Raw genomic sequence first — 15,673 nt, 5'->3', positions numbered from 1 at the left:
ATGAACACGAAGGAGCGAGCCGTATGCGAGTCGATTATCATACTCATCATGTGCGCTGTGGTCATGCGGTAGGTGAGCTGGAGGAATATGTACAGCGTGGCATAGAAATTGGTCTGGATCAACTGGGCTTGTCGGATCATTTGCCACTCATTCACGTTGATCCGGCAACCTACTACCCAGAGATGGCGATGCCGATGGAGGAGCTACCTCGCTATGTGGAGGAATGCCTGCATCTCAAGCAAAAGTATAGCGATCGCATCGATATCCGGGTTGGACTGGAAGCCGATTATATCGAGGGCTATGAAGAGACGATTGAGCGGATCATCACGCAGTATCCTTTTGATTATGTGATCGGTTCGGTGCATTTTCTCGGCGAGTGGGACATTTCCGATTATCGCCAGACCGATGGCTGGAATGGTCGTGAGGTGCTGGATGTGTATCGTCAGTATTATGATGCGATGCAAAAGGCAGCAGCGACTGGATTTTACGATATTGCCGGGCATCTGGATGTGATCAAGCGCTTTGGCTATGTACCACCTGCCGAGCAGGATGCTGAGCGTGAAGCGCTGGAGGATGCGGCACTACGAGCTGTACAGCAGGCTGGCATGACGATGGAGCTGAATTCGTCCGGGCTATACAAAGCCTGTGCGGAGATCTTCCCCGCGCGTCGGATCGTGGAACAGGCGATTGCGCTCGGTATTCCGCTGACGTTAGGCTCGGATGCGCATGATCCGCTCAAGCTGAGCGATGGTCTGGATCAGGCGCGCGCGCTGCTGACCGAGCTTGGAGTGGAGCAGATTGCGACGTTCAAGGAACGTCAGCGTCAGATGGTGCCGTTGAACGGATAACGCTTATTGTACTGTTAAATCATAATCTGGTGAATCATGACAAGGAATAACCTCAAGGATCGCGGCAGAGAGCCTATCTCAGCACGAGTCCTTGAGGTTATTTAACGTGAAGTGGATGATAGTTAACGGAAAATGCAACGAGAACCACTATAGATATGCCCTATAGCTTTCAATTGATGTAGAGCAGTACACCCAGATTCAGAACGTTATAGATTCACTCGCAATGTTCCAAGCATTTTCGCCACTTCAGGATCATGATAGGATAAAAATAAGCTTTTTCCTGTATCCAGTGCCGCAATCTGCTCCATGTCCTGCTTACTTAGTTCAAAATCAAAAATATCAATATTCTCAGCGATACGTTCCTTGCGTACTGACTTGGGAATCACAACAATATCATGCTGTACCATCCAGCGGAGCACCACCTGCGCGACGGACTTATTATACTGCTGACCAATCTTCATCAGTACCTCATTGTGGAAAAGATCGTTCCGCCCCTCTGCAAATGGACTCCATGACTGATGTTGCACTCCCTGTGTGCGCATAAAAGCGGCACTTTCTGTCTGCTGGTAAAAAGGATGCGTCTCAATCTGATTCACAGCAGGCACCACTTTATTATGAATAATCAGATCCATCAGACGATCCGGCAGAAAATTACTCACACCGATCGCTTTGATCTTGCCTTCATGGTACAGCTCTTCCATCGCCCGCCATGCTCCATAATAATCGCCAAACGGCTGATGAATTAGATACAGATCAAGATAATCGAGCTGTAGCTTTTGCAGTGATCTGGCAAAGGAATGCTTGGCACTCTCATAGCCTGCATCTTGAATCCATAGCTTCGTTGTAATAAACAATTGCTCGCGTGGGATTCCACTACGCCGAATCGCCCGCCCAACCGCTTCTTCATTCAAATAGCCTGAAGCGGTATCGATCAGACGATAGCCTGCCATAAGGGCATCATATACAGCCTGCTCACATTCGTCTGCATCTGGAATCTGATATACCCCAAAACCGATAATCGGCATACGAATTCCATTATTTAATGTTATTGTTTGCATGTTCATGCCTCCTGTTTGATCTACTTCAAGTATTTGCAAATGGCCAGCTAGTCTGCCTGAGTAGCACTCAAAATCAGGATTCTGTTTGTGCCGTATTTGCATTACAATAAGCCTAGCGCCTTCGTGCTACACGAAGTCAAGCGGTTTGGTTTACCTATTTTATGGAGGTGGGTTACCGATGTACACTGTGAAAGAAGCTGCGATGATGACAGGACTTACGCCGCATGCCGTCCGTTTTTATACGGATAAAGGGTTGGTACCAAGCGTGCAGCGCGATGCCAATAATATTCGGCTATTTGATGAGGACTCGATCAACTGGCTGTTTGGCATCCAATGTCTGAAACAATCCGGTATGCCGATTGAAGTGATCAAGCACTATGTTGATCTATGTCTGCAAGGGGATGACACGTTGCCCCAGCGCTGTGAGCTGATGCTACAATACAAGGATGCGGCGCAGGCTCAGCTTGAAGCGGCAAGGAAGCGTGTAGCTTATTTGGAAGAGAAGACGATGCATTATCAGGAGATTTTGGAGCGTCGTCGTCCGGATACGACGAACCCGGGCAATTGGAGTAAAATAAAGCAAAATGCTTAACATCCCAACCCTGCTTAGCATCTGAGTATGCTCTGGAATTTCTATACTATAGATCGGTATAAACAAAACAACACGCGGTATAAGGAAAATGATCCCATTACACCGCGTGTTGTTTTTTTCTATTAGATAGCTTTTTCTAGGTCGGGCTAATGAAAGCTCGAATGGTCATATTCTAACACTCTAAAATAGAATATAATTTTGAACTCGAATCAGCGCTTGATATGCTTCATTATTGAACTTCTTTCGGTGTACCTGAGCCATTCTTCTTCAGGCTCACCTTGATTGGAGCAGATGCAGAGCTTGTTGTTTCTGTAGTAATCACCTGGGTCGTTGTGTCCACCGAATCGGTATGCATATCCCCATCACGCTCGGCTTTGCGAATTTTACGCATTTCGTTCAGCATGAGCAGGAAGATCACAACGAGGAAGCTGGTGATTAGAATCAGGAAGCCGCCCAGCTCCTGTCCAAAGTAGTGCAGATCGCCACCACGGAAGCCCAGTCCACGAAGGAATTTGAAATGCCAGGACAGTGGCAGCACATGGCTGACATTTTGCAAAATCGGTGGCAGCAGGGCAACTGGAATCTGCGCACCACTTAAAATAAACGATGGCAGCAGGATCATCGTGATCCGTCCAGCCGCTTTGGCCGGGCTACTCGCGCTCCAGCCTACCAGCATACAGAGCAGAGACAGCGAGACGGTATACATCAGGAATGGAATCCACAGCTGGAACACATTCGCCTCAAAGCGAAGTCCGCCCACCTGCTTCAGACAGCCCATGACGACATACATAGAAACGGTAGCGATGATCGCATACGGCACCACACGCAGTACAAGGCTGAGTGGACGACGTAATGCCTCTGCCAGCAGACCCTGCTCGCGTAGACGCGGAACAATCGTCAATGTAGCCCCACCCAGAATGGACAGGAATACCGTATTAACGAAGCCGATAACCGAGCTCATCAGCGTATTATTCGTCGGGTTGTACAGCAGACGGGTCTGCAAGCTCAGCCCTGTCGTAAAGTTAGTTGCCTGTGCAGAGCTAACGCCCATCGCGACCAGCTTGCCTGCGGCGGTTGTTGCATTCTCCGCATTGATCACCTCGGTCACACCATTACGCAGATAGGTAGTTGCTGTAGCGAGCGCTGTATCAACATACAAGCCGATATTCGTCTGCCCGCCCTGCGTGTGGGCTTTTTCCAGACCTGCTGGCAGGTAGATCACACCGAAATATTCTTCATTGTACAGGAAGCTGTTCGGCTCCATGTAGTTGTAGGTGATGTATTTAACATCGATATACTGGTCAGCATCGAGCTTTTCGATCAATTGCTGGCTGTAGGCGCTGTGATCCATATCGACCACAGCGACCGGTGCCTCGTTTAGCTGGTTGTTTTTAAATACGTAGCCGAACGCCGCAGAGATAATGAGCGGCGCAATGAGCATGATCCAGATAAACTTACCTTGCAGAATCAGTTTGAATTCATCAATTATTGCTTTCATTGGTCGGAACCTCCACCGTCATTCCCGGCAGCAGGTCAGATGTACGGTTCACATCGACACGCACGATAAATGAAGTCGTATCTGCCTGTCCTTTTTCACGGCTCATACGCAGTGCAGCATATTGTGGTGCAGAAGTGATGTAACGCACGGTACCTTGGACGTTTTTGCCCAGCGATACGATATTGGTATCCACTTTCGCGCCAGCCTGGAAGCTCTTAATATTTTCTTCGCCTACGTACAGATCATAGTACAGCTTGCCTGTTTCGATCATTACGACCGGTGTGCCGGCAGAGACGTTTTCGCCTGCTTTTGGTACGACACGGGTCACTTTACCGTCAGCCGATGCAACCAGCACGCGGCGGTTCTTTTGAACAAGCAGATTGTCCATGCTGATTTGCAGCGATTGCTTTTGCTTTTTGAGTAGCTCGATATTGTATTGACCGTTTTGGATATCCTCTTGACCCTGATCAATTTGCTTCAGGGCTTGTTGTGCTTGCTCTACCTGAACATGTGCAGCCTGACGATCCTCAGCGGTCGCGCCGTTTTGTAGCTTTTCCAGCGCGGTTTCCTGCGCGCGTACCTGATTACCAGCCACTTCAACCTGCTTTTGAGCACTGACCAGCTGATCCTGTGTGCTTTGCAATTGCTTTTGCGCGGTGTTCAGTGCGTTTTGTGCAGTATCCAGACTTGCCTGTGTTCCCAGTCCATTGTCAAACAGGGATTTGGCACGGTCATAGCTGGTTTGTGCATAATCGACATTTTGCTGTGCAGTAGCGACTGCTGTCTGTGCGGCATTTACGCCATTGTTCGCCACTTCTACCGATTTTTTGGCAGAATCGACCGCGATTTCCTGACTTTGAATATCCTCAGGACGTGCGCCAGTCAGAACCTTTTGCTCGGCTACCTGTGCAGCCTGTACGCTCAGCTGTGCGCTTGCTTTTTGTTGAGCCAGCTTGTGCGATTGACTGGTCAGCTCGCTTTGCGCCTGGCTGATCTGTACATCGAGCTGGGACATTTGCTCTTTAACGTTCTGAATTTGCAGATCGATATCCTGCGTATCCAGTGTCATGAGCACCTGTCCTTTTTTCACATGGTCTTCTTCCTTGACCTTAACGGAGGTCACTTTACCGGATTGCCCTTCAAAGGAGCTGTTGACCGTATCAATGGTCAGCACGCCTTCCTTTTTCATAGCAGCCATCGAAACAGCGTCCTTACCGTGCATAGCTAGCAGTGTTCCTCCTACGCCCAGCGCAACAATTAGAACGATGATGGGAATTAATTTTACGATTTTCACTTTGGTTTGCTCTCCTGTCTTTATGGAAATCTAATATAAAATGTAAGCTAAAATTGAAGACGTTAGCTGGCGAATAGTTCGGAGCCGTACTATTAGACCGCAAAAAACGTTCATTTTAGCTCAGGATTCGCTATGGTTCGATTCGATACCGGAGCGAATTTTGTACAGCAATTGCTTGAGCACCTCACGCTCGTCAATCGTCAAATGGTTCATGACTCCAGCTAATTGCGTGGCATATTGCGGCAAAATATGACGTACAACCGCTTCACCCTCGTCTGTCAAATGAATAGCTGTCATGCGGCGATCCTCATGGGAACCGCGACGAATTAAGCCGTCCTTTTCAAGACCGTTAATCAATCCAGTCATTGTGGAGCGGGTCACACCAGCCGATTTTGCCATTTCAGAAGGCAATAACGGCTTTTTGAGCAGCATGAGCGAGATCAGAATTCGAATCTTGCCCGGTGACAGCCCATTTTCCGTGAGTAGAGGCGATACTTCGTGATACAGCTCATGAGAAGTACGAATAAGCAAAAAAGAAGTGAGCATGCAGTCCACATCGATCTGCGGAAACAGCGGTGCTAGATTTTTAAGCCGATCCAAATCCTTGAGATGCTTCACCATTTCCGACGGTTCAAATTGGGACATTCTCTTCACCTTTCTCCAACTATCTTAATGGAGATATTGTACGGTGCCTAACTACTTGCCGTCAAGAGGAAAAATATGAATATTTCAACATAATACAAAAGAAAGCATCATCATCCGACAATTTTTTCTTTGCCTTTACCTAAGTAGCGACAAATCAGCGATTTTGCGCTTATTTTTGACGTTTAAAAAGATGAAGAATTGCAGTTTAGAGCAGAATTGTCTTTGATATCGTTACGCGGCGATATACAATATTTAAAAACAGGGTAAAGCAAGCTCGCCATCTAAATCAGGAGGAATTATGAAGGAACATATGCGAATTTTCTCCGGCTCATCCAGTCCGGAGCTGGCAACGACAATCGCCGATCGTCTGGGCGTGACACTGGGCAAAATCAAGCTCTCTCAGTTCAAAAGCGGTGAAACCTATGTACATTATGAAGAAACGATTCGGAACATGGATGTTTTTCTCGTGCAATCCTTGTCTCACCCGATCAACGAGCTATTCGTGGAGCTACTTGTTATGATCGATGCAGCCAAGCGAGCATCTGCACGAACGATCAATATTATTGTCCCGTATTACGGATATGCACGTCAGGAACGCAAATCTGCACCAAGAGAGCCTATTTCTGCAAAAATGGTCGCTGATGTACTGACTACAGTTGGCGCAGACAGGGTAATTACTATTGATCTACACGCATCTGCGATTCAAGGCTTCTTCAATATCCCGGTTGACCATCTGACGGCACTCGATCTGATCAGTGGCTATTTGCGTAGCCAATCGATTGAGGATGCTGTCGTTGTATCACCGGATGCTGGACGCGCTTACATGGCGGAAAAGCTAGCTAATCGTCTGGATGCCCCATTTGCGATGATGATCAAAAAGCGCCCGGCGCATAATGAATCGGTCATCACGCATGTGATCGGCGATGTAGAGGGCAAGACTCCGATTATTATCGAGGATCTGATCGACACAGGCACAACGATTGTAAATGTCGTCGAAAGTCTCAAGGAACGTGGGGCGCATGACGCAATCGTTTGCGCAACGCATGGACTCTTTTCCGGTGAGGCGCTGAAACGACTGGATCATCCAGCGATTCGTGAGCTGGTCGTTACCGATTCGATCAGCTTGCCATCTGTGACGCCAGATCGCTTAACTGTATTGTCGGTGGCACCGATGCTTGCCCATGCGGTACGCATTATTATGGAGGGTGGCTCGATTGCCACCATGTTTAGCGACGCCGGTATCTAACGCCTTGATGTAGCCCATAGATGGCAATGTGTACGTGTATAAAGGTCGATACGCCTTTAGCCCGTTCAGCTATTATGGTATACTAAACGGTGCTGGTTACAGGTAACACAGCTCATTTACTGTAGAGCAATTAACAAGCAGCAGATGGGTGAAGTGATAGAAGGAGGTGCCTTGATCCGGTGAATGATTATAAGCGGAAAACGGAAGAGGCGGAGCGCAAGGTCATCAGACTACAGATGGATGCCAATTTCTTTTTTGAACGAGCTGTCCGCTCATTAGACCGTTATCGTTATGACAAGGCATTGAATTATTTTCAAAAGGCGGTCGAATATGAGCCTGAGAATCCAGTCAATCATTGCAATCTGGCTGGTATTCTGTCCGAAATGGGCAAATATGATGCATCCAATGAAGCGTTGCAGCATATTATCGCGCAGGTCGACCCACTTCTGAGTGAATGTCATTTTTACATGGCGAACAATTATGCGAATATGGAGCAATTTGCGGAGGCTGAACGCGAGCTGCTTATTTATATGGAAAAAGAACCCAATGGTGCGTTTATCGCCGAGGCGAATGAAATGATAGAGGTTGTGCAGCGTGAGCGTGCACGCAGTGGAGCGCCAAGTCTCGCTGTGCCGGAAATGAATGCAGAAGTCCAGCAGGAGCCGCGTGAGCAAGGACGGCAGCTGCTAGAGGAAGGCGATGTGCAGGCGGCTTGTGATCTGCTACAGCAGGCGCTTGTCGATGATCCAGATGACGATGCGACACGTAATAATCTGGTCGTCGCGCTGCATCATCTGGGGGAGCTGGAGCAAGCGGCTTTTGAAGTGGAGGAAGTACTACGTCGTGATCCGCATAATCTGCATGGTCTGTGCAATCAGGCGTTGATTTTACAGCAGATGGGTCAGCATAGTTTGCTGCTACAGCAGATTCGCACATTGCGCCGTATCCATCCGATGCATGGGGAGCATCTGCTCAAGCTGGCGATTACGCTGGCGATGCTGGGACAGCATGATGCGGCATATCCGCATTTTACACGTCTCGTCAAACAGTATCGTGAAGGCGAGCAATTAGAAATTTATCATTATGCTGCCGTAGCGGCATGCTATGTGGGTAAATATAATCAAGGTGAACAATGGTGGCGGCGTATACTGCGGCTGGATGCGCAAGCTGAGGTGCCTGCCTTTTACATCGCTCATCTGGAGGAGCTGCGTCAGGGACAGCTTCAGCCTTCGTATCGTTATGCATTACCTCATACAACCGAGGAATCAGCCCGCAGTGCGGCGCGAGCATCAGAGCATATCGGTTCGATTGATAGCGAGGCGCAGCTGCTGCATATACTGCATCACGGAACCGAGCAGCAGAAGCTTCAGGCGCTCCAAGTATACAAGCTGGATGGCAGCTATGAGCTGCATCGTATATTGCGTGAGTATGTAGCTTCTGCACAAGCATCGACGGCGCTCAAGCAGGCGTCAGAGCGCCTGTTACGGCAATGGGTATCGACTAACTCGCTGGTGGATGATCGCCTGATCGATGATCTGGAGTCAGCACGTGCGAGCTTGCCGATCTGGGAGGAGCGCTGGCAGCAGGTGCTGGAGATGTTCCTTCTGCATTCACCGATGCGTCAGCAGGGAGACTTCCGGCATGATGTGGAGGCACTGTGGCTGGAATTTATTAAGCGTTCGTATGCGGAACTTCCGCGGCTACAGCATCCAGAGGGCTGGGCAGCAGCGCTGGAATATCTGGTTGCGCGTCTATTTCGCCAGCCGCTTACCTATGCAGAAGTGGCGGAGCGCTATGGAAGCACCATTTCCAGTGTCAGTCGATATGCACGTCGAATCAGCCGGCTGTGCCATGTACAGAGTAAAATGCAGCGCAGTCTGGCGAAAAGTAATCAAGGCTCCTAAAGCCAATCGTATTGAGCTTGAATATAGTTATATCAACAGGTGTACCATTTCATAAGGAGGCTTCTTAATATTATGTATAAATCAATCATTATCGGAACAGGACCTGCGGGACTTACCGCAGCGATCTATCTGGCGCGTGCCAATATGCAGCCACTCGTTATTGAAGGCTTGCAGCCAGGTGGACAGCTGACGACAACGACAGAGGTTGAGAACTTCCCGGGCTTCACGGATGGCATTATGGGGCCTGAACTGATGGACAATATGCGCAAGCAGGCGGAGCGCTTTGGCGCGGAATTCCGCTCTGGCTGGGTAGAGCATATCGATCTATCCAAGCGTCCATTCAAAATTAAGGTTGAGGGTGCAGGCGAGCTGGAAGCGGAATCTGTCATTATCTCAACCGGTGCATCGGCTCGTTATCTGGGCATTCCGGGTGAACAGGATAATGTTGGACGTGGTGTAAGTACATGCGCAACATGCGACGGCTTCTTTTTCCGTAACAAAAAGCTTATCGTTGTTGGCGGTGGCGACTCTGCGATGGAGGAAGCGAGCTTCCTGACTCGTTTTGCAACAGAGGTAACGGTGGTGAACCGTCGTGACGAGCTGCGCGCTTCGAAGATCATGCAGGATCGTGCGCGTGACAATGCGAAGATCAAATGGGCGCTAAACCGCAAGCCGCTTGAAGTCGTTGCAGGCGATACAGGCGTAAAAGGCTTGAAGGTGCTTAACAATGAAACAGGGCAGGAAGAGCTAGTTGAAGCAGATGGCGTATTCGTAGCGATCGGACATACGCCGAACACCGGCTTCCTCAAAGGGCAGATTACAACCGACGATCATGGCTACATCATGGTCACACCGGGTACAACCGAAACGAACATCCCTGGCGTATTCGCTTGTGGTGATGTTCAGGATACCCGTTATCGTCAAGCGATTACGGCTGCGGGTAGCGGCTGTATGGCAGCGATGGATGCGGAGAAATTCCTGGAAGGCCATATGGTGCATGACTGGAGCGAAGCGCTGGATAAATAAGAGAGCGTTCAGACAAAAGGGAGCCACTTACGGCTCCTTTTTTGCTTGGATTGTACAAGACAACAGACCCGCGGGTTTCGCTTGACCTGATGGTGCGGTTCGCTTATAGTTGGATACGAACGTTTTCATTACCTCAGAGCGTATAATGCAGTCGTTTTCTCATGGAGAAAGCACTGCTATGACGGGCAATCCCCGTATTTCTTCACTATAAATTTTGTGTATAATCGCATTTTTAGCAGTATCCGACAGAACGGAAATGGTACAATAGTATAGAATGTACAGCCTGTGTTCATCCATGCCACAGCTTGCTTAGTTTCGATACATAAGCAAGCGATATCATGAAGCAGCAGACACAGTTAAAATGCATATGGATATATATCAAATTTTGAGTAGAAAAGGTGGCTCGGTTCTATGTCTGAAAATATTTACGTCGGCGTCGACCTTGGTGGTACTGCGATTAAGGTAGGCATTTGCAATCATGAAGGAGAACTGCTTCACACATACGAAGGTCCAACCGAAAAAGAAAAAGGGACCGATACCGTGATCGACAATATCGTCAAATATGTGCGTCTTATTGTTGAGCAATCTCCCTACAGCTGGGATCAGCTTGTAGGCGTGGGAGCAGGCGTAGCCGGCTTTACCGATCTTCGCGCAGGTGTGATCCTGCTAGCGCCGAATATCGGATTTCGTGATGTACCGATCCGGGCCATCCTTGAAGAACGTCTCGGAAAAACGATCCGCATCGATAATGATGCCAACGTAGCTGCACTGGGCGAAGCGTGGAGTGGCGCAGGCAAAGGCGTGAATGATTGCGTCTGCTACACACTGGGCACCGGCGTAGGCGGCGGCATTATTTTGAACGGTAAAATTTATCAGGGCTTTGCTGGATTGGCTGGCGAGATCGGTCATATCTCCGTTGTGCCTGATCTGGAAGCGATCCAGTGCGGCTGCGGGAAAATGGGCTGTCTAGAGACGGTATCCTCTGCGACAGGTATCGTGCGCATGGCGGTAGAAGCTGTCGAGCGTGGCGATCAGACCAGCCTGTCGAGTATGGAGCAGATTACGGCGAAGGATATTTTTGATGCCGCTAAAGCAGGGGATGAGGTGAGCATTCGCATCATTAACCGTGCTGCCTTTTACCTGGGCAAATCGATGGCTGCGATTGCAGCGACCTTGAACCCGGAACGCTTTATTATCGGTGGCGGTGTATCCAAGGCTGGCGATATTCTGTTCAGCAAAATCCGTGAGGTATTTGCTGAGCTGACACCCGCTCCACTACAGCAGGGCGTTGAGATTATCCCTGCCAAGCTGGGCAATGATGCAGGTATCGTTGGAGCAGCAGGATTGCTGCTGCGTTAACATACAAGCAAGCGAAGGTGTAACCACCACATACAACTGGATAGAGAGGGGACAAAAGCATGAGCACCAGCGACAATTCAACGACCGCCACGATGGTTATTATTACCGGACTGTCTGGCGCAGGTAAGACGATTGCAGTGCAAAGCCTGGAGGATCTTGGTTTTTTCTGTGTAGATAATCTTCCGCCTGTGCTAATTCCTAAGTTTGCCGAGCTGATTGAACAGTCCAATGGCAAAATTGGTAAGGTTGCGCTTGTGATCGATTTGCGCGGCCGTGAATTTTTTGCCGCCCTCTCGGAATCATTGAGCTATCTAAAAAATCACCTGACGATTCATTCGGAGATTCTGTTTTTGGAAGCAAGCGATGAAGTGCTTGTACAGCGCTATAAAGAAAGTCGTCGCCGCCATCCACTCGCTCCAGAAGGGATGCCCCTTGATGGAATCCGGCTTGAACGCAAAATGCTGGACGATCTACGAAATGCAGCGACGCAAGTTATCGATACAAGCACGACCAAGCCAGCGAAGCTCAAGCAGACGATCGTATCGCATTTTTCACATCTGGAAACGAATCGTCTGTCGGTGAATATCACATCATTCGGCTTCAAATACGGTATTCCGATTGATGCCGATCTGATCTTCGATGTGCGCTTTTTGCCGAATCCGCATTATATCGATGCCTTACGTCCCCATACCGGACAGGACAGCGATGTGTACGAATATGTGATGAAATGGCCAGAGACGCAAGCGTTTTTGACCAAGCTGCTCGATATGCTGCATTTTCTTATCCCTCAATATCGTAATGAAGGCAAAAGCCAGGTGATTATCGGGATTGGCTGTACCGGCGGTAAGCACCGCTCGGTTGCGATTTCTGAATACCTTGGCCGTATGCTAGGCACCAGTGAAACCGAAACCGTACGTGTCAGTCATCGGGATGCTGATCGTGATCGGCATTAAGGAGTGGAACCTATGTCAATTTCACAGCCAGACCTGCCTGTGCTGCGCCCACGCATCGTTGTGATGGGTGGCGGCACTGGCCTGTCTGTTATGCTGAGAGGTCTGAAGGAAAAGCCGCTTGATATTACAGCAATCGTAACGGTTGCTGATGATGGAGGAAGCTCAGGCATTCTCCGTGACGAGCTGAAAATGCCGCCTCCGGGCGACATTCGTAACGTGCTAACCGCGCTTGCAGATGTAGAGCCGCTTATGTCAGACATGCTCAAGTACCGCTTTCAAAAAGGGGAAGGGCTGGCTGGACATAGTCTGGGTAATCTCATTCTGGCAGCGATGACCGATATTTCAGGTGACTTTGTCACCGCTGTACGTGAGCTAAGCCGAGTCTTTGCCGTTCGTGGTGAAGTGTTGCCTGCCGCAGAGCAGGCAGTTGTACTGCATGCCGAGATGGAGGATGGAGAGATCGTCACAGGCGAGTCCAAGATTCCAGAAGCGGGCAAGCGGATCAAACGTATTTTCCTTGAACCGGATCACGTGGAGCCGTTGCCAGAGGCTGTACGAGCGATTCAGCAGGCAGACGCGATCTTGATCGGGCCGGGTAGTCTGTATACCAGTCTGTTGCCCAATCTGCTCGTACCGAAGCTAGCGGATGCGATTCTAGCATCTGATGCACTCCGACTGTTCATCTGTAATGTGATGACTCAGCCTGGTGAAACAGACAACTACGCGGTCAGTGACCATCTGAACGCGATCTATGAGCATGTTGGACATCGGCTGTTCGACTATGTACTCGTGAATAATGAGCCGATTCCGCTTAAAGTGCAAAAGCGCTATGCGGAGCAAGGCGCCAAGCCGGTTAAGCTTGACCAGGATGAAGTGGAAGCAATGGGCTACCGGATCATCGCCGATAAAATGGTGATGTACGGCACCTATCTGCGGCATGATGCCGAGATGCTCAGCCATCATATTTATGAGCAGGTCAAGAAACACATTTTATCGAAAGGGTGAGTCCATTGTCATTTGCGGCGCAAACCAAAAAAGAATTGACCATGATTGAAGCGGATGACTGCTGTGAGCAGGCAGAGCTGTCGGCCTTAATTCGAATGAACGGTTCCGTGCAGGTGTCCAACAAAAAGATTATACTGGACATTTCCACGGAAAATGCCGCAATTGCAAGACGGATTTATTCCCTGATCAAAAAGCATTTTGCGGTCCATACCGAGCTGCTTGTACGCAAAAAAATGCGGCTGAAAAAGAATAATGTATACATCGTGCGTATTCCAGCAGGTGTACAGGAAATTTTGAGTAAGTTAAAAATTGTGTCCGAGGGCTTTATGTTCACGCCTGGCATCAATAAGCAGATGGTGAGCAAAAATTGCTGTAAGCGAGCTTACCTTCGTGGTGCTTTTATGGCAGGTGGCTCGGTGAATAACCCGGAAGGCTCCTCCTATCATCTGGAGATTGCGTCCATGTATGAAGAGCAGTGCCAGGCACTTGTTGATCTGGCGAATGAATTCGATCTGAATGCGCGTTGTATCGAACGCAAAAAAGGCTTTATTTTATACATCAAGGAAGGCGAGAAGATTATCGAATTCCTGAGCATTATCGGAGCGCACCAGGCGCTGTTCAAGTTCGAGGATGTGCGTATTATGCGTGATATGCGTAACTCGGTCAATCGAATCGTCAATTGTGAGACTGCGAACTTAAACAAAACGATCGGCGCAGCGGTACGCCAGATTGATAATATCCGTCTTATCCAGCGTCACCTGGGGCTGGAGCAGCTGCCAGATAAGCTACGTGAGGTAGCCGAGATTCGACTGGCGCATCCGGATATGAACCTGAAGGAAGTTGGCGAAATGCTCAAGGGTGGCGTAAGCAAGTCAGGTGTGAATCATCGACTTCGCAAAATCGACGAGCTGGCGGAAAAGGTGCGTAACGAGCATCTAGTATAAAATATCTGTTATGCGTAATGATGCTTTATTTTTTTCTACTAAAGCGCATGTTATAATAATGTAGTATGATGAATAAGTGTCAATATTGAAGGCATCAGTGTAATAAACTTATAAATTGCAATGAATACGTATTTTAGGGGGTAACTGTCACATGATCAAACACCCGGTAGTGGTTCGCTTGAAAACGGGATTACACGCAAGACCTGCAGCACTTTTTGTACAGGAAGCGAATAAATATTCTTCTGAGATTTTTGTGGAGAAAGACGACAAAAAAGTTAACGCTAAAAGTATCATGGGTATCATGAGCCTTGCGATTAGTTCCGGTACTGAAGTGTACATCAGCGCAGAGGGTGCGGATGCAGAATCTGCTGTAAACGCTTTAGTTGGACTGGTAAGCAAAGAAGAGCTGGAAAACCAATAAAAAAGCCCCTCATCCAACGGATAAAGGGCCGAGACCGTCACCATAGGGTGGCGGTTTTTTTGGTATGTGGTTATATTACGCGAGCGATGATCGATGAGTGGTAAGAAGCTATTCATATCAGGAGAAATGATGAACAGACTGCTCATACAATGCTCTATAGCTGCGATGGAGACAGAACGAAGTCTACTCCTCCAGGAAAATTCCTTTTTTCGCAAAATTCAGCTTTACCTGCGATGCATTCCATGCGCTCTGATAGCCAAAGCCATCGCGCAGTACGGTAAAAGGTATATACATTCGTCCGTTAATGACCTGTGCATTGGGGCCTTTCCACTGGTGATTGTTCAGGCGGATATTGATACTGTCCGTACCCATGATCATATCGATCTGATCATCATTTTGCAGCAATGTATAGGTTTTAACTGTCGGCTCATAGCGGAGTGTCACGCCAATGGAGTCGCGCAGTAATACGACTGGAATCATCGTGCTGCCTTCAATAAGCAATCCATTTTGCGGAAGACGAGTACCGTTCCATTCCAGCTTGACCTCACGTGGTGCAGCATTCATGGATGCTGCACTGGCGGTAGGGATCAGGCTGCATAGCAGCAGGACGCTGGCCAGAAGAAGCATGGAACTTTGTACGAATTTCTTTTTTAACATGGTGACGCTCCCCTCTTGTGTTATCCCTGTCTCCTGTGCAGCGAGCTTGGCGCCATCCACGGGGCGGGACTATTTAAGATGATACTGGAATCATGTGACTGGTGATTGGTGCGCTGGTGTCTGTCTTGTGCTGTATAAGCGTTGCTGCGTCTAGCTTGATCGGCTTCAACCTAGCAATCAAGCCCTTTTATTGTATATACCCCAAATTGCTAGGATATGTTGC

Annotated in this window: 15 protein-coding genes; 10 read left to right on the top strand and 5 right to left on the bottom strand. The window is 48.8% G+C overall.

Annotated elements, in window-relative coordinates; translation table 11 throughout:
• Positions 1-23: 23 nt before the first annotated feature.
• Positions 24-848: a histidinol-phosphatase HisJ gene (hisJ, locus tag IEX62_RS21240; protein ID WP_188778047.1), complete on the top strand. Its 825-nt coding sequence runs from the start codon at positions 24-26 to the stop codon at positions 846-848.
• A gap of 206 nt (positions 849-1,054) precedes the next feature.
• On the opposite strand, the gene IEX62_RS21235 is transcribed toward hisJ, so the two are convergent.
• Positions 1,055-1,906, bottom strand: a complete 852-nt coding sequence (locus tag IEX62_RS21235) for an aldo/keto reductase (protein WP_188778045.1) — start codon at positions 1,904-1,906, stop codon at positions 1,055-1,057.
• Between the two features lie 178 nt (positions 1,907-2,084).
• Here IEX62_RS21235 and IEX62_RS21230 point away from each other — a divergent pair, with 178 nt between their 5' ends.
• A complete protein-coding gene (locus IEX62_RS21230) occupies positions 2,085-2,498 on the top strand; it encodes a MerR family transcriptional regulator (RefSeq protein ID WP_188778043.1) in 414 nt (137 codons plus the stop codon).
• 229 nt (positions 2,499-2,727) lie between these two features.
• On the opposite strand, the gene IEX62_RS21225 is transcribed toward IEX62_RS21230, so the two are convergent.
• The 3 genes from IEX62_RS21225 to IEX62_RS21215 form a co-directional block, all read right to left on the bottom strand.
• Positions 2,728-3,996 carry an ABC transporter permease gene (locus IEX62_RS21225; protein ID WP_188778041.1) on the bottom strand — a complete coding sequence of 423 codons (1,269 nt, stop codon included), beginning with the start codon at positions 3,994-3,996 and terminating at the stop codon, positions 2,728-2,730.
• Positions 3,980-5,290: an HlyD family secretion protein gene (locus tag IEX62_RS21220; protein WP_188778039.1), complete on the bottom strand. Its 1,311-nt coding sequence runs from the start codon at positions 5,288-5,290 to the stop codon at positions 3,980-3,982. Before IEX62_RS21220 ends, IEX62_RS21225 begins: the two co-directional genes overlap by 17 nt.
• 120 nt (positions 5,291-5,410) lie before the next feature.
• Positions 5,411-5,935 carry a MarR family winged helix-turn-helix transcriptional regulator gene (locus IEX62_RS21215; RefSeq protein ID WP_188778037.1) on the bottom strand — a complete coding sequence of 175 codons (525 nt, stop codon included), beginning with the start codon at positions 5,933-5,935 and terminating at the stop codon, positions 5,411-5,413.
• A gap of 298 nt (positions 5,936-6,233) precedes the next feature.
• Between IEX62_RS21215 and IEX62_RS21210 the strand changes: the two genes are divergently transcribed.
• The 8 genes from IEX62_RS21210 to IEX62_RS21175 all read left to right on the top strand — a co-directional run bounded on the left by IEX62_RS21210 (position 6,234) and on the right by IEX62_RS21175 (position 14,793).
• Positions 6,234-7,181 carry a ribose-phosphate diphosphokinase gene (locus tag IEX62_RS21210; RefSeq protein WP_188778035.1) on the top strand — a complete coding sequence of 316 codons (948 nt, stop codon included), beginning with the start codon at positions 6,234-6,236 and terminating at the stop codon, positions 7,179-7,181.
• A gap of 179 nt (positions 7,182-7,360) precedes the next feature.
• Positions 7,361-9,085: a tetratricopeptide repeat protein gene (locus tag IEX62_RS21205; protein ID WP_188778033.1), complete on the top strand. Its 1,725-nt coding sequence runs from the start codon at positions 7,361-7,363 to the stop codon at positions 9,083-9,085.
• A 72-nt stretch (positions 9,086-9,157) separates the two neighbouring features.
• Complete coding sequence (gene trxB, locus IEX62_RS21200; protein ID WP_188778031.1) at positions 9,158-10,111, top strand: thioredoxin-disulfide reductase; 954 nt, start codon at positions 9,158-9,160, stop codon at positions 10,109-10,111.
• Positions 10,112-10,522: 411 nt separating this feature from the next.
• Positions 10,523-11,470, top strand: coding sequence for an ROK family glucokinase (locus tag IEX62_RS21195; RefSeq protein ID WP_188778029.1), 948 nt, complete (start codon positions 10,523-10,525; stop codon positions 11,468-11,470).
• A gap of 59 nt (positions 11,471-11,529) precedes the next feature.
• Positions 11,530-12,423 (top strand): RNase adapter RapZ, encoded by an 894-nt coding sequence (rapZ, locus tag IEX62_RS21190; protein ID WP_188778027.1) that lies wholly within the window; start codon positions 11,530-11,532, stop codon positions 12,421-12,423.
• A 12-nt stretch (positions 12,424-12,435) separates the two neighbouring features.
• Positions 12,436-13,428, top strand: coding sequence for a gluconeogenesis morphogenetic factor MgfK (mgfK, locus tag IEX62_RS21185; protein ID WP_188778025.1), 993 nt, complete (start codon positions 12,436-12,438; stop codon positions 13,426-13,428).
• A gap of 5 nt (positions 13,429-13,433) precedes the next feature.
• Positions 13,434-14,372, top strand: coding sequence for a DNA-binding protein WhiA (gene whiA, locus IEX62_RS21180; RefSeq protein WP_188778023.1), 939 nt, complete (start codon positions 13,434-13,436; stop codon positions 14,370-14,372).
• Between the two features lie 151 nt (positions 14,373-14,523).
• Positions 14,524-14,793 (top strand): HPr family phosphocarrier protein, encoded by a 270-nt coding sequence (locus IEX62_RS21175; protein ID WP_188778021.1) that lies wholly within the window; start codon positions 14,524-14,526, stop codon positions 14,791-14,793.
• Between the two features lie 183 nt (positions 14,794-14,976).
• Here the strand turns inward: IEX62_RS21175 and IEX62_RS21170 are convergent, their stop codons facing one another.
• Positions 14,977-15,450 carry a stalk domain-containing protein gene (locus IEX62_RS21170; RefSeq protein WP_188778019.1) on the bottom strand — a complete coding sequence of 158 codons (474 nt, stop codon included), beginning with the start codon at positions 15,448-15,450 and terminating at the stop codon, positions 14,977-14,979.
• Positions 15,451-15,673: the final 223 nt, after the last annotated feature.

The organism is Paenibacillus hunanensis (assembly GCF_014645615.1).
GTDB lineage: Bacteria > Bacillota > Bacilli > Paenibacillales > Paenibacillaceae > Saccharibacillus > Saccharibacillus hunanensis.
This window is presented reverse-complemented; position numbering and strand designations above follow the sequence as displayed.

What these genes read in the sequence shown, in the direction of transcription:
- IEX62_RS21170 (WP_188778019.1), bottom strand. Translation starts at nt 15,450, where the DNA reads ATGTTAAAAAAGAAATTCGTACAAAGTTCCATGCTTCTTCTGGCCAGC.
- rapZ (WP_188778027.1), top strand. Translation starts at nt 11,530, where the DNA reads ATGAGCACCAGCGACAATTCAACGACCGCCACGATGGTTATTATTACC.
- mgfK (WP_188778025.1), top strand. Translation starts at nt 12,436, where the DNA reads ATGTCAATTTCACAGCCAGACCTGCCTGTGCTGCGCCCACGCATCGTT.
- hisJ (WP_188778047.1), top strand. Translation starts at nt 24, where the DNA reads ATGCGAGTCGATTATCATACTCATCATGTGCGCTGTGGTCATGCGGTA.
- IEX62_RS21210 (WP_188778035.1), top strand. Translation starts at nt 6,234, where the DNA reads ATGAAGGAACATATGCGAATTTTCTCCGGCTCATCCAGTCCGGAGCTG.
- IEX62_RS21195 (WP_188778029.1), top strand. Translation starts at nt 10,523, where the DNA reads ATGTCTGAAAATATTTACGTCGGCGTCGACCTTGGTGGTACTGCGATT.
- IEX62_RS21225 (WP_188778041.1), bottom strand. Translation starts at nt 3,996, where the DNA reads ATGAAAGCAATAATTGATGAATTCAAACTGATTCTGCAAGGTAAGTTT.
- IEX62_RS21235 (WP_188778045.1), bottom strand. Translation starts at nt 1,906, where the DNA reads ATGCAAACAATAACATTAAATAATGGAATTCGTATGCCGATTATCGGT.
- IEX62_RS21215 (WP_188778037.1), bottom strand. Translation starts at nt 5,935, where the DNA reads ATGTCCCAATTTGAACCGTCGGAAATGGTGAAGCATCTCAAGGATTTG.
- IEX62_RS21230 (WP_188778043.1), top strand. Translation starts at nt 2,085, where the DNA reads ATGTACACTGTGAAAGAAGCTGCGATGATGACAGGACTTACGCCGCAT.
- IEX62_RS21175 (WP_188778021.1), top strand. Translation starts at nt 14,524, where the DNA reads ATGATCAAACACCCGGTAGTGGTTCGCTTGAAAACGGGATTACACGCA.
- trxB (WP_188778031.1), top strand. Translation starts at nt 9,158, where the DNA reads ATGTATAAATCAATCATTATCGGAACAGGACCTGCGGGACTTACCGCA.